13 protein-coding genes are annotated in these 18,954 nt (G+C 60.9%); 12 read left to right on the plus strand and 1 reads right to left on the minus strand.

All coding sequences use genetic code 11. The annotated features are described in order from the left end of the window. Nucleotides 1-138 precede the first annotated feature (138 nt). Nucleotides 139-2,493 (minus strand): LuxR C-terminal-related transcriptional regulator, encoded by a 2,355-nt coding sequence (locus tag C5J24_RS20535; RefSeq protein WP_105420596.1) that lies wholly within the window; start codon nt 2,491-2,493, stop codon nt 139-141. Nucleotides 2,494-2,629: 136 nt separating this feature from the next. Between C5J24_RS20535 and C5J24_RS20540 the strand changes: the two genes are divergently transcribed. The 12 genes from C5J24_RS20540 (at nt 2,630) to C5J24_RS20600 (ending at nt 18,952) form a co-directional block, all read left to right on the plus strand. Next, the gene (locus C5J24_RS20540; protein ID WP_105420495.1) at nt 2,630-3,658 is read left to right on the plus strand and encodes an ABC transporter permease; all 1,029 of its coding nucleotides are present in this window, start codon (nt 2,630-2,632) and stop codon (nt 3,656-3,658) included. Further along, on the plus strand, nt 3,658-4,539 hold the full coding sequence (locus C5J24_RS20545) for an ABC transporter permease (RefSeq protein ID WP_105420497.1): 882 nt from the start codon (nt 3,658-3,660) through the stop codon (nt 4,537-4,539). The genes C5J24_RS20540 and C5J24_RS20545 overlap by 1 nt, the downstream gene beginning before the upstream one ends. A 3-nt stretch (nt 4,540-4,542) precedes the next feature. Next, entirely contained in the window at nt 4,543-6,189 is a 1,647-nt protein-coding gene (locus tag C5J24_RS20550; protein WP_105420499.1) for an ABC transporter ATP-binding protein, read from the plus strand. 13 nt (nt 6,190-6,202) lie between these two features. Continuing rightward, nucleotides 6,203-7,759, plus strand: a complete 1,557-nt coding sequence (locus tag C5J24_RS20555) for a hydantoinase/oxoprolinase N-terminal domain-containing protein (protein WP_105420501.1) — start codon at nt 6,203-6,205, stop codon at nt 7,757-7,759. Further along, nucleotides 7,752-8,885: a DUF917 domain-containing protein gene (locus tag C5J24_RS20560; protein WP_105420503.1), complete on the plus strand. Its 1,134-nt coding sequence runs from the start codon at nt 7,752-7,754 to the stop codon at nt 8,883-8,885. The genes C5J24_RS20555 and C5J24_RS20560 overlap by 8 nt, the downstream gene beginning before the upstream one ends. A gap of 39 nt (nt 8,886-8,924) precedes the next feature. Then, nucleotides 8,925-10,523, plus strand: coding sequence for an ABC transporter substrate-binding protein (locus tag C5J24_RS20565; RefSeq protein ID WP_105420505.1), 1,599 nt, complete (start codon nt 8,925-8,927; stop codon nt 10,521-10,523). Nucleotides 10,524-10,612: 89 nt separating this feature from the next. Next, complete coding sequence (locus tag C5J24_RS20570; RefSeq protein WP_105420507.1) at nt 10,613-11,686, plus strand: DUF917 domain-containing protein; 1,074 nt, start codon at nt 10,613-10,615, stop codon at nt 11,684-11,686. Continuing rightward, nucleotides 11,687-13,225 carry a hydantoinase/oxoprolinase N-terminal domain-containing protein gene (locus C5J24_RS20575; RefSeq protein ID WP_105420509.1) on the plus strand — a complete coding sequence of 513 codons (1,539 nt, stop codon included), beginning with the start codon at nt 11,687-11,689 and terminating at the stop codon, nt 13,223-13,225. 242 nt (nt 13,226-13,467) lie between these two features. Next, nucleotides 13,468-14,499 (plus strand): dipeptidase, encoded by a 1,032-nt coding sequence (locus C5J24_RS20585; protein ID WP_371674730.1) that lies wholly within the window; start codon nt 13,468-13,470, stop codon nt 14,497-14,499. Between the two features lie 466 nt (nt 14,500-14,965). Then, entirely contained in the window at nt 14,966-17,098 is a 2,133-nt protein-coding gene (locus C5J24_RS20590; protein ID WP_245437450.1) for a TonB-dependent siderophore receptor, read from the plus strand. 118 nt (nt 17,099-17,216) lie between these two features. Further along, nucleotides 17,217-18,089, plus strand: a complete 873-nt coding sequence (locus tag C5J24_RS20595; RefSeq protein ID WP_105420513.1) for an alpha/beta hydrolase — start codon at nt 17,217-17,219, stop codon at nt 18,087-18,089. A gap of 50 nt (nt 18,090-18,139) precedes the next feature. Next, nucleotides 18,140-18,952: an ABC transporter ATP-binding protein gene (locus C5J24_RS20600; protein WP_105420516.1), complete on the plus strand. Its 813-nt coding sequence runs from the start codon at nt 18,140-18,142 to the stop codon at nt 18,950-18,952. Nucleotides 18,953-18,954: the final 2 nt, after the last annotated feature.

Here is an 18,954-nt window from a genome sequence, read left to right on the forward strand (position 1 = left end):
GTCCCGCCGACCATTGAACTTCCACCTTCGCATGACGGCAACTGGTGTTTTTGGTAAAAATTTCCGTCGTAACAGGCCGTTGGTCCCTATCCCCTCAAGAGCAAGGTTTCCCAATAAGAGTGGGTGCCGGATCGACTCCTAAAGCCAACCAAGTGCCGTTGCCGCGCGAAGTGCTTCTGCCCGGCGGCTGCAGCCCAGTTTCCTGAAAAGATTTCCGAGGTGGAATTTCACCGTCACCTCGGAAACGCTTAGCGTGTGCGCGATGCGTTTGTTCGACAACCCGGCAGCGACCAACTGCAATATCTGTATCTCGCGCTGCGACAGGCCGCCGTGCAAAGCCCGCGCCTGAGGTGAATTGATCGACGCCGCAAAGATCGACAGCGCGGTGCGGACGTCGTGCGACGTCTCGACAAAGCCCCTGATCCGTTTGTTGTTGAGAAGCGGTGACAGAAATATCCGCTCTTCCGACAGGACGCCGTTGCAGCCGAGGCGCGTGGCCGCCTCCAGCGCGGACAAAAGATGTGTCCGCACGGCGGCATTGTCTCGCCGCTGGTAGGCCGCATAGCTTTGCCATAGCTGGAGAGCCACGCGTTCGCGGTTCGTGACTTTCGGGTTTGCGATTAGCGCATCGATCTGTCGGACAAGGTAAGGACGAGGCGTAGCCAGCCGCACGGCATCGCGCAACCAAGCCATTGTATAGGCGATCTCATCGCGCCGAGCGAGGCGGATCAATTCGTCGGTTGCGCTCTCCACCCAGTTGCGCCCCAGCGGCATGCGCACGGCAGTGAGGGTTGCTGCAGCATCGGCCCATCGGTTGGCGTTCTGATAGGCGATGGCGGTACGGATCTCCATCATCGCGTGGAACTGCAATCCTTCCGACAGATGTATCCAAAGCCCATCCAGGAAGCCCGGCCTGATCGTCATCGCAAAATGGTCGCCGAGCACCTGCGAGGCGTAGCGAAGCGCAAACTGCATCAGGCTCGGCCAGATCTCGGCGGCCGCAAACGCCTCGAAGTCGTCTTGGACGAATTCCAGCAGGTCGCGGGGGCGCCCTGTCTCATAGGCAAGACAGGCTTCCGCCAACCGCAACATGCGGAACTCCTGGATGGCCTCGTGGGGAACCTGTTCAAGCCTGGCACGGGCATCCTTGGCCGCCCGGCGCGCAAGTAGAACGTCGCCGCTCGTCAGCCGCAGCACGGTTTGATGCAGATGGATGAAGAATTCGAGGAGTGGCTGCCCACCCCTTTTTCGAAGATAGATCAGCGCTCGCGTTGCCGCCGCCTCGGCCTCGCGGAAGTTGCGTCGGCGGATCTCGAATTCGAGGATGGCGTTGTAATAGCTGGACCATTTCGCGTCGTCGCCAAGCGGATAATCCGCCATGAACTCCCCAAGACGGGTGATCATCGCATCGTTGGGCGTCAAGTCCTCGCTGATCATCAGGTTGAGCCTGAAGGTGCGTGCCGCAAACGAAAAGCGGGAATTACGGCTCAGGACCTTCAGTGGATCCAGGTAATCGTGTCCGAGATGCCGTGCCAGCAGATGCCTTACATGCGGCAATTCACCTTGCTTCAGCAGCGTACGGGCAACAGCAAACAGCACGGTCTCGTTGGTGGCGATCAACGCCTGCGAAAACCGCATGACAATCCTCTGAAAGGCATCGACACTGTTTCGATAGATCAGTTCCCGGCCCTGCGCCCGTTCGAGGCTTTGCGCCGCATGTTCCTCATGCCCATGATCGAGCAGCAGGTCCATCGCCGCAAGCGGGCGCCCGGCTCGCTCGAGCGCAGATGCGACGTCAATGACCGCGCCGCCGGACGTGAGCGCGGTCAATCGTTCGCCGACCGCGACAGCGAGCAGGCGCAGAAGATCCGAATGCCGTTCCGGCTCATCTGCAAGAAGAGGAGGCAGGAAAGCCTTCCAATTGCCCGCGGTCGCCATCGAGGGCGCCTCCAGCCAGATCGACAGCTCGGTCGTCTGGGCCGGCGAGAGGGATGAAAGAAAGGCTTCTCGCAGATAATCGACGCAGGCCCTATCATCCGGCTGTGCCGCGATCGGCAGGAAGGCCGGCCAGCCTGCGTAGTCGTGCAAAAGGCGCTGCTGGTGCGGGACGGCTAGAGTTGCGAGCTCATTTTCTGCAAACACCAACCGGGTTGCGTCATACGTCACCGCACCCTGATGCAGGATGCGACGCGCCATGCCGCTGATCCGCTGTTCCGGCCGGCAAGCGATCAATACGGATCGCGAGGCCTCCAGCACCCGGCTGGAAAGCCTGGCGGAACGCGCCGTGACCGGGACGTCCCAGATCAGCCATCCGTCGGCGACATCCTCCAGTCGCGGCTGGTATGCCGCGCACACCGGCGTGCCGAGATGCCCTGCGACCATGCGAAGCAAGGTGGATTTTCCGGCACCGGCCGGAGCCCGGATGAACATCAGGCTGGCGGTTTCGTCGGCAATACGGCGCACGAGATCGGGACGAGGCAACAGGGACTGCATTGCCATCCGATAGTCCATAATCCGCAAATAACCTATACCATGCGAGTTAAAAACCATACCTTCACGTGGTTGTTGCCGACACTGCGGCGCGGGATGCTGGGCCGCAAGCAAGCGATGCACGAGGACCTCTCCGCCGATGCAGCAACATCCACTGGTCGCAATTCTCATCCGTATTGGCACATTCGTGCTGGTGATGATTGCGCTCTCGATCATGATTTTCGTTCTGGCGCGGGTCGTCCCTGGAGATCCGGCGCGCATGGCGCTTGGCCCATCCGCCACTCCGGACCAGGTTCAGGCCGTGCGTCTGCATATGGGCCTCGACCAGCCGCTGGTGGTTCAATACCTGGACTACGCCGGCAAGGCATTGCGCGGCGATCTCGGCATGTCGCTGGTCTCCCAACGGCCGGTCATCACCGACCTTGCCCAGACCGTGCCCGCAACGCTGGAACTCGTTCTGGTCTCCGTCATCTTCATGTTCGTGGTTGCCGTGCCGCTTGGCGTGGTAATGGCGCATTACCGCGACCGCGCCATCGATCATGTCGGGCGGCTGCTTTCCCTGACCGGCGTCATCATCCCGAGCTTTCTGTTTGCGATCACGCTGCAGCTGGTGGCGGCGCGTTTCCTGTCCGGCTGGCCGATCATCGGCCGCCTCGATCATGACATGAACTGGGCCGGCGGCCCGACTGGCCTGCTGTTGCTCGACGGCCTCCTGGCCGGCCGACCCGACGTCATGCTCAATGCGCTGCAGCATCTTCTCCTGCCTGCGTTTGCGCTTTCAATGGCCGGCATCGGTCAGATCACCCGCATCACCCGCTCGGTGATGATCGAGAACCAGCGCAAGGATCACGTGCTGACCCTCAAGAGCTTTGGCGTGCCGGAAAGAGTCATCATCTTCAAGTACCTGCTGAAGCTGTCGTCGATCGCGCCGCTGACGATCATGGGGCTCGAATTTGCGTCCCTGATCGGCAATGCCTTCGTCATCGAAATGGTCTTCGCCTGGGGTGGGTTTGCCTCTTATGGACTGACCTCGGTCCTTCAAAAGGATCTGAACGCCGTCACGGCCGTGGTGCTGGTCGCCGGTCTGTTCTTCATCATCGCAAATCTGATCGTCGATATCCTCATCACGATCATCGACCCGCGTCTGCGCCGCAAGGAGGCACGTTGATGGCCGATATGAACATGCTCGACGCGTCCGATCGCGGACTGAGCTCCGGCTACATGATGTGGTATCGCTTCAGCCGCAACCCGGCTGCGGTAATCGGCACGCTGATCATTCTGTCGGTGCTCGTGCTTGCCGTCTTTGCGCCTTGGCTCACACCCTATCCCAAGCATGTCGGCGCCGTCGTCGACTTCCGCGCCCGGCACCTGCCGCCGGACACGGCGCACTGGTTCGGAACCGACAAGGCGGGACGCGACATCTTCTCGCGGACGATCTTCGGCCTTCGCATCTCGCTCCTGCTGGTGGTTGGCGTGCTCGGCATCTCGGTGCCGGTCGGCGCGGTGCTTGGTCTTCTGGCGGGCTATTTCGGCAGCTGGGTCGAGAAGCTGATCAGCGGCCTGACGAACGTCATGCTGGCGATGCCGCCGCTGGTCATGGCGCTGGCCGTTTCCAACCTGCTCGAACCTAACCTGATGAATGCGATGATCGCCATCACGCTTCTGTGGTGGACCTGGCACGCACGGCTGATCTACACGGTCTCGAAGTCGATTGCGTCGGAAGACTATATCGAGGCGGCGCGTCTTGCAGGTGCGGGACCGATCCATATCCTGTTCCGTGAAATCCTGCCGAACTGCATTCCCGTCATCTCCGTCAAGACGACGCTCGATGCCGCCTTCGTCATCCTCTTTGGCGCGACGCTGAGCTTCCTCGGCTTCGGCGTGAAGCCGCCGACCCCGGATCTCGGATCGATGGTCGCGGACGGCCGCCAGTTCATGCCAGACTACTGGTGGGAAGTTCTCTGCCCCGGCCTTGCGGTCCTCTACGTGACGCTCGGCTTCAACCTGCTGGGCGACGGCCTGCGCGACATGTTCGACGTGGAGAGCTGAGCGATGACCGAACCGCTTCTCAAGGTGGAAAACCTTAGCGTCTCCTTCGCCACGTATGGCCGAACGCGGCGGGTCCTGAATGATGTCGGATTTACCGTTTCCGCTGGAGAGCGCGTCGCCCTGATCGGCGAAACCGGCTCCGGTAAATCGGTGACTGCCAAGGCGATCATCGGCACGCTGCCAAAAAATGCCGCCATCCGCTCGGGCTCGATCTCGTTCAGCGACCGTGATGTACTGGCCATGTCGCGCGGCGAGCGCGAGAGCCTCAAGGGCAGCGCCTTTTCACTCATCATGCAGGACCCGCTGTCGTCGTTCAATCCGGTCTTCAAGATCGGTACCCATCTCGACGACGTAATGCGGTTCGCCGACAAGCGCGACGGCAAGTCTTCGTCCAGGGCGGAGCGCCGCACCCGCATCGCCGCCGTGCTGCGCCGCGTGCAGCTGGCCGATACCGATCGCGTGATCGATGCCTATCCGTCCGAACTCTCCGGCGGTATGCGTCAACGTGTGCTGATCGGGCTTGCGCTTCTGCACCAGCCCAAGCTGCTGATCGCCGACGAACCCGGCACGGCGCTCGACGTCACCACCCAGGACGAGATCCTCAATCTCATCAACCAGCTGGTGGTCGAGGAGAACATGGCTCTCCTGATGATCACCCACAATCTCGGCGTGGTACGCAAGGTCGCCGATCGGGTCGTCGTCATGCATCATGGCGACATCGTCGAGACCGGCCCCTGCACAGAAATCCTCTCCAGCCCCAAGCAGCCTTATACCCTGTCGTTGCTCGATGCGGTGCCGGCGCTTTATGGCCCTCGCGTCATCGACCTGCCGGAGAGCACCCGCCCGCCGATCATAACGGTGGAAAGGCTGAACAAGATCTATGGCCGACGCAACGGTTACCATGCCGTGCGCGACGTGGATCTCGTCCTGCGCGAGGGCGAAGTCTTCGGGCTTGCCGGCGAATCCGGCTCGGGCAAGACCACCGTCGCGCGGATCATCATGGAACTCTCCAGGCCGACCACCGGGCGCGTCACGATCGACGCCCCGCAGCCGGCGAAGGGTAGGCGTCTGACGCAGATTGTCTACCAGAACCCCGGCACGTCGCTCAACCCGAAGCGCACGGCAAGGCAGACGCTAAGCGTACCCCTGAAGTCGATCGGACTGGATGGAGCCGCGCGAGAAGTGCGGATGAACGAACTGATGGATCTTGTGCGCCTGCCGCAATCCTATCTCGGCAAATATCCGCATGAGCTCTCGGGCGGTCAGAAGCAGCGTGTGGCGATCGCCCGCGCGCTGGCCGCAGAACCAAAGATCCTGATCCTCGACGAACCGACGGCGGCGCTTGACGTCTCTGTCCAGAAGACGGTGATCGAGCTGCTTTTGCAGCTGCGCAAGGATCTCGGGCTCACCTACCTGATGATTTCGCACGATCTGTCGCTAATGCGGAATTTCTGCTCCCGCATCGCCGTCATGCTGCGCGGCGAGATCGTCGAAGAGGGGGCGACTGCGCAGGTCTTTGCAGAACCCAAACATCCCTACACACGCGCGCTGATTGCTGCGATCCCGGTCGTCAGTGATGAGGAGGAGCGCCTGAAACCTGTCGTGACCGAGGAAGAGCGCATGCGCTTTCTCGTCAAGACCACTGATTGAGGAGGAGCCTGAGGTGTATCGGCTTGGAATTGACGTCGGCGGCACCAATACGGATGCTGTCGTCCTGCAAGGGAAGAAGGTTCTGGCGGGGGTCAAGGCCTCCACCACCGAGGATGTGACCTCGGGCGTGATCGAGGCGCTGGAGGCAGTGATCGCGACCTCCGGTATCGACCGGCAGCGGATTGCTGCCGTAATGATCGGCACCACGCATTTCACCAATGCGGTGATCGAGCGTCGCCATCTGGAAGAAGTCGCGGCGATCCGGCTTGGCCTGCCCTCAGGCGCCGGGCTGCCGCCCATGGTCGATTGGCCGGATGATGTACGCGAGATCGTCGGCAATCATGGCTATCAGGTCCGTGGCGGTTACGAGTTCGACGGACGCGAGCTTTCGCCTCTCGACGAGGACGAGATCGTTCGCATCGCCGGCGATATTCGCGCCAAAGGTCTGAAGGCCGCCGCCGTGACCTGCGTCTTCAGCGGTATCAATGATGCGATGGAAGTCCGCACCAAGGATATCCTGCAGCAGCAATGCCCCGGCCTGCCGGTGGTGATGTCGAAGGATATCGGCCGTCACGGCCTTCTGGCACGCGAAAGCGCGGCGATCATGAATGCCAGCCTGCTGTCGCTGGCCGATCGCACGGTCGCCGCTTTCGGCAAGGCGCTGACGACCGCCGGCATCACCTGCCCCTTCTACATCACTCAGAATGACGGGACGCTGATGGCGGCCGATGTCGTGCGCGCCTTCCCGGTCCTGACCTTCGCATCCGGTCCGACGAATTCGATGCGAGGCGCAGCTTTCCTTACCGGCATCAAGGATGCGGTGGTCGTCGACGTCGGCGGTACCACGTCGGACGTCGGCTCGTTGTCGCATGGCTTTCCGCGCCAGGCTTCGACAACGGTTGATATCGGCGGCGTCCGTACGAATTTCCGCATGCCCGACGTGTTCTCGATCGGACTTGGCGGCGGCTCGCTGGTCGTTGAAGGCGACAACGGCATTGTTGTCGGCCCGAAGTCGGTCGGCTATCGGGTTCGGCAGGATGCCTTGTGTTTCGGCGGCAGGACTTTGACCGCGACCGATATCGCCGTCGCCTCGGGCAAGGCGGATGTCGGCGACAAGGCCCTCGTGACAGGGCTTGCCAAGCCCCTCGTCGACGCGGCTGCCGCAAAGATCAATGCCATGCTGGAAGCCTGCGTCGAGCGCAGCCGCATTTCCTCGACGCCGGTGCCTGTGATCGCCGTCGGCGGCGGGTCGATCCTGATGCCTGACCGGATCGGCGAACTGGAAGTTATTCGTCCCGAAAATTTCGCCGTTGCCAATGCGGTCGGCGCTGCGATCGCGCAAATCAGCGGGGAGACAGATCGAGTTTTCTCGCTGGTCGATGGGCGGACGCGCGAAAGCGCGCTCGCCGAGGCCGAGGCGGAAGCACGGGAGAAGGCGATAGCCGCTGGCGCACTATCAGAAACGCTTGAGGTCATCGAGCGCGAGGATACGCCGCTGGCCTATCTGCCGGGCAATGCCACCCGCATTCATGTGAAAGTCGTCGGAGAAATGGGAGGCCACGATGCCTGAGGCACGCAAGCTGAAATACGACGAGGCCCATGTCCGCACCTTGACGGTGGAAGATCTCGATGCGCTGGAGATCGGCGCCGGCATTCTCGGCACCGGCGGCGGCGGCAATCCTTACCAGGGCAAGCTGCTGGCGCTCGAAGCGATGAAGGCCGGATACGAGATGAATGTATTGGCCACCGACCAGATCGCGCCCGATGCGCTCTGCATGTCGATCGGCGGCATCGGAGCACCGGTGGTCGGCGTCGAGCGGCTGCGCGAGGGGCGGGAAGGATTGCGTTGCCTGCGGGCGATGGAAGACCTCATCCGCGCGCCGATCGATGCGATGGTCTGCGAGGAAATCGGCGGCGCCAATGCCATCAACCCGCTCGTCACCGCCGCACTCGGCGGCTTGCCGATGCTTGATTGCGACGGGATGGGACGCGCCTTTCCCGAAATGCAGATGACAACGTTTTCCATCTACGGCCACAGCTCGACCCCCTCGGTAATGTGCGATCTTCACGGCAATGTGGTGATCTTCAACCATGCCGTTTCCGAAGTCTGGCACGAACGCATGGCGCGGGCCTGCGTGGTGGCGCAGGGCGGTGGTGCGATGCTGGCGACCGCACCGATGCTGGCGCATTTCGTGCATCGCTACGGCATTCCGAAAAGCTACACCAAGGCGATCGCCATTGGCGAGGCTGTCATCAAGGCCCGTAAGGCGCAGGAGGATCCGATTGCCGCCGTATGCGCGCTCGAAGGCGGCCGTCGCATCTTTAACGGCAAGATTACCGATCTTAAGCGCCATCTCCGCGGCGGCTTTGCCGTCGGAGATCTGGAGCTTGCCGGTTTCGACGATTGTATCGGCCAGGTGGCCGGCGTCGCGATCCAGAACGAATTCCTGATCTTCCGGCGAAACGGCAAGGTGGAAGTGACCGTGCCCGACCTGATCGTATTGCTCGATGTAGATACCGGCTATCCGATCACCACCGAAATGCTGCGCTACGGCCAGCGGGTCGCGGTTCTCGCAATTCCTTGCCACGATCTCCTGCGCAGCGCCCAGGCTCTCGAAGTCGTCGGACCGAAAGCTTTCGGTTACCCGGAAATCACCTTTACGCCACTGCCATCCGCAGTGCGCCAGGCTGCCTAACCATAAGCGGACGTTGTCCGCATCAAGAGAGGAACTTTGATGAAAGCCTATTCCAAGACTTCCCGCATCGCCGCGCTTGCGCTCGGCACAGGCATGGCCCTGCTGATGAATTCGGCGGCAGCATCCGCGGCCGGCGACAAGCTGTCGATCGCGGTCAACACGATGCAGATCTTTTCGTCGCTCGATCCGGCCAAGGTCACCGACTATACCGGCTATATGGCGATCGTGAACATGTACGACGGCCTGACAACGGTGAGCCCTTCGGGCGAAATCGTCCCGCACCTCGCCAAATCCTGGGACATTTCCAGCGATGGCCTGAGCTACACGTTCCATCTACGCGATGACGTGAAATTCCAGGACGGCACGCCGCTCAAGGCGTCCGACCTCGTCTGGTCGGTGAAGCGCCTTCTCGGCATCAACAAGGGGCCCTCGAACCTGATCGTCGGACTGATCAAGCCGGAAAATGTCACGGCGCCCGATGACGCCACGTTTTCCGTCAAGCTTGATCGCCAGTTCTCGCCGTTCATGTCGGTCACGCCTCTGTTCATGGCACTGAACCAGAAGCTGATCGAAGGTAATACCAAGGCCGAGGACAAGTGGGGCGAAGCCTATGTCGGCGAGCACTCTGCCGGCTCCGGCCCCTACAAGCTGGTCAGCTACAACCGCTCGGCCGACATGGTCATTGCCCGCAATGCCGATTACTTCCTCGGCTGGACCAAGGGCAAGCCGATCGACGAGGTCCGCTTCGTCCAGACCAGCGACGACGCGACCGTCAAGGCGCTGGCGGAAAAGGGTGAACTTGGCCTGTCCTCGCACGGGCTCGGCAACGATACCTATGAAGCGCTCGGCAGGATGAAGGGCTACAAGGTCATCCAGACGCCGACCGCCGGCGGCTTTGTCATCAAGCTCAACACCAAAGTCTACCCGACCGACGATGTGCATGTCCGCCGCGCGATTGCCTATGCCACCGATTACAAGACCATCCAGGAAGTGATCTATCCGGGCACGGACATGACCGGCCCGCTTTCGACCGCCTTCAAGGACGCTCACAACGACGGTATCAAGCCGGGCGTCTTCGATCTTGAAAAGGCCAAGGAAGAACTGGCGAAGTCGAAATATGCCGGCCAGAAGATCACGCTGGTCAACAGCTATGTCGCTTCTCTGGCCTTCGAGGCGGAAGTGGCGCTGATGATGCAGGCCAATCTCGAGCAGATCGGCATCGCGCTCGATATCAAGCCGGAGCCGTGGAACCGTATCGTCGAGCTCTCCGCCAAGCTTGAGACGACGCCGGCATCGACCCAGGTCAACGTCTCGCCAAGCTATCCGTCGCCGGATTCGATGTTCTACAACCAGTATCATTCCAAGGCATCCGGCACCTGGTGGTCGATGGAATGGCTGCAGAATCCGGAAATCGACGCGCTGATCGACAAGGCGCGCGGTGAAACCGACGTTGCAGCGCAAAATGCCGTCTACAGGGAATTGCAGGCAAAGCTTGCCGAGCTGCAACCCGACGTCTGGGCGGTTTCCCCGAACCGACGTTATGGCGCCAACAAGTGCCTGCAGGGCTACGAGTTCATCCCGATGCAGAGCTGGGACCTGAACTTCTCCAACTTCCATTGGGACTGCAAGGCGAACTAAGCCGCCCGCATCATACGAGAAAGTCGGTCCGCATCCGTGCGGGCCGGCAAGGCCAGCCATGCCGAACAGATACTGCCGAGAGGTGAAACATGCTTCAGGAATTTCCCGAGGAAAATATCGAACCGCTCGCCACGGGCGCCTGGATTCTAGGCACCGGAGGTGGCGGCAATCCATATATTTCGACGCTCAATCTTCGACGTCTCTACGCTGAGGGTCGACGCGTCCAGATCATGGATCCGATGGATCTCGAAGACGAGGACATGGTGGCGGTTGTTTCCAAGATGGGCGCGCCCCTGGTCAGCCAGGAGCGCCTCAGCGATCCCATCCACCTGGCACGTGCCGTCGAGGTCATGGAAGATTATCTCGGCAAGCCCTTCCGCGCCATTATGAGCGTCGAGATCGGCGGCTCGAATGCCTTTTCGTCCTTCCTTGCCGGTGCGATACTCGACCGCCCGGTCGTCAATGCAGACGCCATGGGGCGCGCCTATCCGGAAGCGCAGATGACTTCGTTTGCAATCGGCAACCTGCCGATGTTTCCGTTGTCGCTTGTCGATATCCGCGATAACGAGGTAATCGTCACCCGCGCCGCCTCGTGGAAATGGATGGAGCGCATCTCGCGAAAAGTCTGCACGGAAGTCGGCTCCACCGCCGCGACCTGCAAGGCGCCGCGCACTGGTCGCGAAGTCAAGGAATGGGGCATTCATTACACGGTCACCAAGGCGACCGCGCTCGGTCGCGCAGTGCTCGAAGCAAGCGCACGCCATGCCGATCCAGTCCAGGCGGTTCTCGATCACGAGGGCGGCAAGCAGCTGTTCCGCGGCAAAGTGGTCGATGTCGTGCGCGAAACGACCGGCGGCTTTCTGCGCGGCAAGACCGCGATCGAGGGGATAGATGCCGACAAGGGGTCCCGCATGGAACTGGCGTTCCAGAACGAATGGGCTGTCGCCTTCCGCGACGGGGAGCCCGTGGCCATGACGCCGGACCTACTATGCCTGCTGGACACCGTTTCGGGTGGTGCGATTGGCACTGAATCCGTTCGTTATGGACAGCGCGTCACGGTCGTCGCCCTGCCGGCGCCGGAACTGCTGACCTCGCAAGCGGGGATTGCTGCCGTCGGGCCTCGCGCCTTTGGTTACAACATAGATTTCAAATCGGTATTCTAAATGAAACGCATCGGCATTGACGTAGGCGGAACCAATACGGACGCTGTTCTAATCGACGGCGACACGATCCTTTCCTCCATCAAGGTTCCGACCACTCAGGACGTGATGTCCGGCGTGAAGGCGGCACTGGCGCATGTTTCCGGCCGTATCGGTCCGAGCGACCGGCCGATCGACGCCGTGATGATCGGCACGACGCATTTCACCAATGCGGTAGTCGAGCGTGCCCGCCTGGAGCGGGTCGCGGCGATCCGCGTTGCACTGCCGAGCGGATCCTCGCTGCCGCCGATGTGCGACTGGCCCGAAGATCTGCGCGCGGCGGTCGATCCACTGATCTTCATGGTGCATGGTGGCCACGAATACGACGGCAGCCCGCTTGTCCCGATGATCCCGGACGAGATCCGCGAGGCGGCAATGAAGATCCGCGACGCCGGCATCACCTCGATTGCCATATCGGCGACCTTCTCGCCGCTGACGACCGAATGCGAGGTCACGGCCGCGGAGATCGTCCGTTCGATCATTCCGGACGCCCGCATTACCCTGTCGCATACGCTCGGCCGCATCGGCCTGCTTGAACGCGAGAACGTCGCGCTTCTGAACGCGGCGCTGCAGTCACTCGGCAAGACTACCGTTCAGGCATTTTCCGACGCGCTGCGAGAGGCCTCGATCTCCGCTCCGTTCTTCCTGACCCAGAACGACGGCACCGTGGCGCTGGCGGATGTCGCTGCTTCGAACCCGGTGCACAGCTTCGCCTCCGGGCCGACCAACTCCATGCGCGGCGCAGCTTTCCTGACCGGCCTTAGTGATGCAATGGTTGTCGACGTCGGCGGTACCACCTCCGACATCGGTTGCCTGGTCGGTGGCTTCCCCCGTGAGGCGAACAATATCGTCCATGTCGGCGGCGTGCGCACGCTGTTCCGCATGCCGGACCTCCTGCCGATCGCGCTTGGCGGCGGCACGATCATCGACACCGAAACCGGCAAGATCGGCCTGCGTTCGGTAGGACACCGCATCCTCAGCGAAGCCCGCGTGTTCGGCGGCAGCACACTGACGACCTCGGACGTGGCGGTGGCTGCGGGGCTGATCAAAATGGGCGATCGCGACCGGGTGAGGGATCTCGACCCGGCCTTCGTCGAGGCATGTCTTGCCCGCATCCGGGACATGGTGACCAACAGTTTCGACCAGATGAAGACTTCGGCCGAGGACGTACCGCTGATCGCAGTCGGTGGCGGCGCCTTCCTGATCCCAGATCGGATTGCCGGCGCCTCCGAGGTGCTTCGTGTCGAGAATGCCGGCGTCGCCAATGCACTCGGCGCTGCCATGGCACAGGTTTCAGGCGAGGTTGACCAGGTGTTTTCCGGCGTCAGCCGCGACGAGGCGCTCACCACCGCGGAAGCCGGAGCGCAGAATGCGGCCGTTGCATCCGGTGCCGGACGTGAAAGTCTCAAGACGGTCGAAGTGGAAGACATTCCGGTCGCCTATTTGCCGGGCGGCGCCCGGCGTGTACGTGTGCGGGTGATTGGCGATATCGCCTTCAACTGAAGAGCGCCTGTCGACCTAGACCGGGCGGCCACTATCCGCGCCGGAACGGAGCATGACGAAGATCACACGGGCCATTCCCGGCGGATGCGGCGCGATGCCGGGAGACAGCACGAGCGCGGAAGAGTGGGCGGCCGCCCGCGACGATATCGCGGGGTCTGGGTGACGCCCGAGGGGAGAGCTTGCGTTGCCACGCATGAAGACAATCCACGAAATGCTGCTATAAGGAGGTTCGCGTGACCGAACTGACGGCTATCGTTCCTGTATTTGACGGACACAACGATATTCTCTCCCGCCTGATGCGCGAAGGCCGTGAAGGCGCCGAAGAGCGCTTCCTTAACGGTCAAGTGGGCTTGCATATCGATCTTCCGAGGGCACGCCAAGGCGGGCTCGCCGGCGGACTTTGCGCCGTCTACATACCTTCGGGCCGGGGCCTTGACGCGAACGGCGATCTGCCGCGCGTCGACCGCCAGAGCGCGCTCGATCAGACGATCGCGCAGGCAGCACTGCTGCGAAGCATCGAAGCCCAGTCGGATGGCGCCTTCAAGATTTGCGTCTCCGCCGGCGAAATCCGCGCGGCGATGGCGGAAGACCGGTTCGCGGCAATCTTCCATATCGAAGGCATCGAGGCTGCAGGGGCGGATCTCGACCTTATTCCAGTCCTGCATGCCGCGGGCCTGCGCACGCTCGGTCCCGTCTGGAGCCGTTCGAACATCTTTGCGCATGGCGTTCCCTTCCGCTTCGGCCACGGGCCGGATATCGGGCGGGGATTGACCGAGGCGGCCCGCGATCTAATCCGGCTGTGCAATCGCCTGAAGATCATGGTCGACCTCTCGCATATGAACGATGCCGGTTTCTGGGACGTTGCGAAGATCTCCGACGCGCCGCTGGTAGCTTCGCACTCCAATGCGTTTGCGATCTGCCCGCACAGCCGCAACGCAACCGATCCTCAGCTCGACGCCATCCGAGGTACGGGCGGGTTGATAGGCCTCAACTTCGGCGTCAAGTTCCTGCATCCGGAAGGCAAGGCGGATGTCAACCTGGACCTGTCGATCATGGTGCGCCATGTCGACTACATGGTCGAAAAAGTCGGTATCGATCACGTCGCTTTGGGCTCGGATTTCGACGGAACTTTGATCTCCAGGAAGATCGGCGACGTTACAGGCCTGCCGCGCCTGATGGCAGCGCTTCGCGAAGCAGGCTATGACGACGAGGCTTTGGCCAAACTCGGTCATCGCAACTGGATTGCGGTGCTGGAGCGCACCTGGGGGATTTAGAATCTCTTGTCGTGGCGATAGTTAAGTTGACCTGTCGTGAGGGCAGATCGACGGTGCGGTCGTTGTCTGGCGGCTTATTTTGCGCGTCTTTGGTCGAATCGACGGTGTAGTGACATGGAGCGCGGTGACTGCAGTTCGATCCCTTTCAAGAGCATAAATCCTCCCAGACGTTAACCGCCAGCGGCGGAGGCGGGTGTGGAAGGGGAGGCTCCGCCAGAGTTCTTCAATCAGTTGTAGAGGTTATGTCCAGCACGTTCAGGTTCGCCTAGGGCATTGTCCGTTGCAATTTTGCGACCTCTCGCAATAAGATGAGTATAACACTCATATTTGATTGATCAGCAAAGATTCAGCTTTTATAGCTGCCCTCGGCGAACCATCTCGCCCAGCGACCTTCTCTCGCTGCTCCCTCACATCCGTGATCTGTCAGGATCACCCACCGCATTTTGCCGCCAAGAAGGATCGGGTAGTGACGTTATTTTTCAACCAGTTTTACGCCCGCCGCCATCTTCTCAACTCCACCGTACTCGTTGGCGCGATGGCTGCAGCCATCATGCCAACTGGGGCAGTTGCGCAGGATGCGGCTAGTGACGCGACTACGCTCCAACCCATAATCCTAAGAGGCTCCGGCACCCAGACGTTCAGCGAGGACAACGACACCATCGTTCCCGAGCGTTCGGTTTCCGCCTTGAAGACCGACACGCCGCTCGTCGAGACGCCGCGCTCAGTTTCCGTGATCACACGCAAGGAGATGGAGCAGCGTGCCGTCACCGATATAATCCAGGCAGCCCGGTACAGCTCCGGCGTGAGTACCGGTGGCTTCGGCTATGACCCGCGCTTCGATCAGATTTACATCCGTGGCATCGAGACCACCGTAAGCGGTGATTTTCGCGACGGCTTGCGCCAACCGGTGATGACCTACGGAACATTCACAACCGAAATATACACGCTCGACCGTGTGGAGGTGTTGAAGGGCCCAGTGTCTGTCATGTACGGTGCGGCGAGCGCAGCCGGTATCGTCAACAAGATTTCCAAACTACCGCTCCAGGAAGCGCACCATGAGGTCGAACTCCAATACGGGACGGTTGGCCGTAAACAGGCCGCCTTCGATGTCGGCGGGCCGATCGGCGAAGGCCGTGACATGTTCTACCGTGTCGTAGGCCTCGTCCGAGAAGGGGAGACCAATTACGACATTCAGGACGACCGTTACCTGCTGCAGCCGTCCTTTACCTGGGAGCCGACCGACAGCACCAAAATCACCATCTATGGCCTGGCTCAGGATACCGAAACCGCGGCGAGCGCCTGGACTTTCAAAAATGACGGCCAGATCTATCTCGTCAGCGACCCGGATTACGATTATCAGAAAATTCGGCAGTATCAGCTGGGCTATCAGCTTGAACACGACTTTGGCAACGGCCTGACCTTCCGTCAGAACGCACGCGTGAGCGATCTCGACCTCAAGGCACGTTATCTCAACCGGATGACAATGTTCAGCGCTCCGGCCGACCCCTGGGCGACCGCAGCGGTGACGGACAAGATGCGGGCCTACCAGATCGACAACCAGCTCCAAGTCAAGTTCGAAACCGGCAGCTTGTCCCATACCATTCTCGCGGGGCTGGACTACACTGCCGTAAATTCGGATTTTGCCGTCGGCTATGGGTCCACACTGCCAAGCAACGTTGGTAGCGCACCAACGCCCGCGCTTACCGGCTTCACTGGCAACAACCTGCGTCAGACGGGACTGTATGCGCAGGAACAGGCAGAGATCGGAAACTGGCGCTTCGTCGGCGGCTTGCGCTACGATTGGCTGGACCAGACCAAGACAGATAAGGTTGCTGGCACAAGCGACGAGAGGGAAGACGGAGCTCTGTCCGGTCAGGTCGGCCTTCTCTATCTCTTTGACAACGGGATCGCTCCCTATGTGAGCTACGGAACCTCCTTTGTACCCTCCACCGAGCTCTCTGCCTCGGGGGCCGTGCTGGAGCCAACCGAAGGCCGTCAGATCGAAGTCGGTATCAAATATCAGCCGGATGGCGAAAACTTCTCGCTCAGCACGGCTGTTTATCGTTTGGTGGAAACCGGCAAGCCGCAATATGCCGGCGCGTCGGGGCCTATCCTTATTTATGAAAACTCGGGTGAGAATACGTTCACGGGCTTCGAGGTCGAAGGTCGCAAGACATTCGACAACGGCATCAGCCTGATCGCCGCCTACACTTACACTCACGGGGAAATCACGGACAATCTCGACAGCTCCATTATCGGCAACACGCCAACGACGACGCCGCGTCACATAGCATCGCTGTGGGTCAACTATGAAGCGCCTGAAGATACCGTGATTGACGGCCTCAGCGTCGGCGGTGGCATCCGCGCAACAAGCGAATCTTTCACCAGCGACGCCAACACGGACAAGAATGCGGGGATCGTGTATCTGGACGCCGCAATTTCCTATGACTTCGGTGCAAAAAGTCCGGACCTGAAAGGTCTTTCACTCTCCGTCAGCGCGACGAACATCGCAAACCGCGAAGAGCAGGTCTGCAACGGCGGCTATTGCTACTTCGGCCAGGGCCGCACGGTTCTCGGATCGCTGAAGTATAAGTGGTAACAGGTGGCGGCTGGGCGCCAGAAACCGCCAGGTAACCGCCTCACATCTGTGCTTTCATCAGGTATTCGAAGCAGGTGCGTCCAATGACCCCGTGGCAGAAAATCTCAGCGAGTTGAGCATGACTGAAAAAACCTACGCGCTGCCCGGAACTGTTTGTTTTGATCTGGCACCAAAGGCGGGCGGCGAGCCCTATCGCATCTTCCTCTATATTCCCACCGGCGAACCTCCCGCCGAGGGATGGCCGCTTTTGGTCACGACCGACGGGAATGCAACCTTTCCCTTTGCCGTCGCCAGCCTGGTGACGCAAGCGCCTTACCCGACCGGAACCAACGTCGATTGGGGCGTTATCGCAGCGATCGGCTATCCCTCTGACGAACCCTATAACGCACTCCGCAGGGCGTGGGACCTTGGACCTCCGCCGATCAAATCCTATCCGCCCTATTTTGAAGGTGGCCCCGCCGTCCGCATCGGCGGGACGGGCGAACTGCTCGACTTGATCGAGAAGCAGCTGCTTCCGCGGCTTTCCGAAATGGTGCGGCTCGATGCGACGCGGCGATCGCTTTTCGGGCATTCTTTCGGCGGTCTTTTCACCCTCTACGCCCTTTTCGAACGTCCAGCTCTTTTTGCCAACTGGATTGCTGCCAGTCCGACTATTTACTGGGAAGGCAGTGAAATCCTGAACAATGAGGCGCGTCGCCAGAGCGTAGCGGGTCACGCGGTTTTCCTTCACCTGTCGGCCGGTGAGTACGAGGGAGATAAACTTGCCCCTTTTCAATACCGAAACGAAGATGCAGCGTCTCGTCTGGAGAAGAGGAAAACCGAGCAGACGGTTGCGTTGGCGCAGGAGATGGCAGAGCGACTGAACCGCCCCAAGGACGGAATTCGGACGCAGTTCGAGCTTTTTGCAGGGCAAACCCACATGTCCGTCCTCGGACCAGCCGTCAATCGCGCCGTGGGCATCGCTTTCGAAGTGGCGGACAAAAATGTGTGACGGACATCTGCGCTGTTGGCGCGACATTTCATTATTGGTTAGGAGGTAACGTGGTCTCGGCTCAGCTAGCTCAGGACGCTCCCGAAACGACGGATGCTTTTGCTGTCGAGAAGGTCGGTCTTTCGATCGACGGAAACACGATCCTGTCAGACGTCAGTCTCGATTTTCCAGCAGGTGAGGTGGTGGCCCTGGTCGGCCACAATGGTTCGGGCAAATCCAGTCTCCTGAAAATCTTGGCACGGCAACTCACACCGACTGCCGGATCGGTTGCCTACGGTGGCCGCAACCTCGAGCACTATCACGGCCGTGACTTTGCACAGTCGGTTGCCTATTTGCCGCAGGATTTGGGTACAGGCTCAGACATGACGATCCGCGAACTCGTCGGTTGCGGGCGCTATCCCTGGCACGGTGCGCTTGGCCGGTTCTCCGATGTCGACAAGGCAAAAGTCGAGGCCGCCATAGCAGCCACGCATATCGAAACCTTTGCCGATCGTGTTGTAGGCACACTATCCGGTGGGGAGCGGCAGCGTGCGTGGATCGCGATGCTGATGGCTCAGGACGCTCGGTGCCTGCTGCTCGACGAGCCAACCGCGGCGCTGGATATCGCGCACCAGATCGAAGTGCTGTCTCTCGTGCGGCGGCTGGCCCGCGATGGCGGCCGGAGCATCGTGATCGTTCTTCATGATATCAACATGGCCGCACGCTTCTGCGATCGGATCCATGCGCTGAAAGTCGGACGGGTCGTTGCAAGCGGCACGCCGGACGAAATCGTAGTGCCTGAGACGCTCCACGCCATCTATGGGATCGATATGGATGTGATTTCCGTTCCGCATCTTTTGCATCCGCTTGCCTATGCCTGCTGAGG

It is taken from the genome of Neorhizobium sp. T25_27, assembly GCF_002968565.1.
GTDB classification, from domain to species: Bacteria; Pseudomonadota; Alphaproteobacteria; order Rhizobiales; family Rhizobiaceae; genus Neorhizobium; species Neorhizobium tomejilense.

What these genes read in the sequence shown, in the direction of transcription:
- C5J24_RS20535 (WP_105420596.1), bottom strand. Translation starts at nt 2,493, where the DNA reads ATGCAGTCCCTGTTGCCTCGTCCCGATCTCGTGCGCCGTATTGCCGAC.
- C5J24_RS20540 (WP_105420495.1), top strand. Translation starts at nt 2,630, where the DNA reads ATGCAGCAACATCCACTGGTCGCAATTCTCATCCGTATTGGCACATTC.
- C5J24_RS20545 (WP_105420497.1), top strand. Translation starts at nt 3,658, where the DNA reads ATGGCCGATATGAACATGCTCGACGCGTCCGATCGCGGACTGAGCTCC.
- C5J24_RS20550 (WP_105420499.1), top strand. Translation starts at nt 4,543, where the DNA reads ATGACCGAACCGCTTCTCAAGGTGGAAAACCTTAGCGTCTCCTTCGCC.
- C5J24_RS20560 (WP_105420503.1), top strand. Translation starts at nt 7,752, where the DNA reads ATGCCTGAGGCACGCAAGCTGAAATACGACGAGGCCCATGTCCGCACC.
- C5J24_RS20565 (WP_105420505.1), top strand. Translation starts at nt 8,925, where the DNA reads ATGAAAGCCTATTCCAAGACTTCCCGCATCGCCGCGCTTGCGCTCGGC.
- C5J24_RS20570 (WP_105420507.1), top strand. Translation starts at nt 10,613, where the DNA reads ATGCTTCAGGAATTTCCCGAGGAAAATATCGAACCGCTCGCCACGGGC.
- C5J24_RS20575 (WP_105420509.1), top strand. Translation starts at nt 11,687, where the DNA reads ATGAAACGCATCGGCATTGACGTAGGCGGAACCAATACGGACGCTGTT.
- C5J24_RS20595 (WP_105420513.1), top strand. Translation starts at nt 17,217, where the DNA reads ATGACTGAAAAAACCTACGCGCTGCCCGGAACTGTTTGTTTTGATCTG.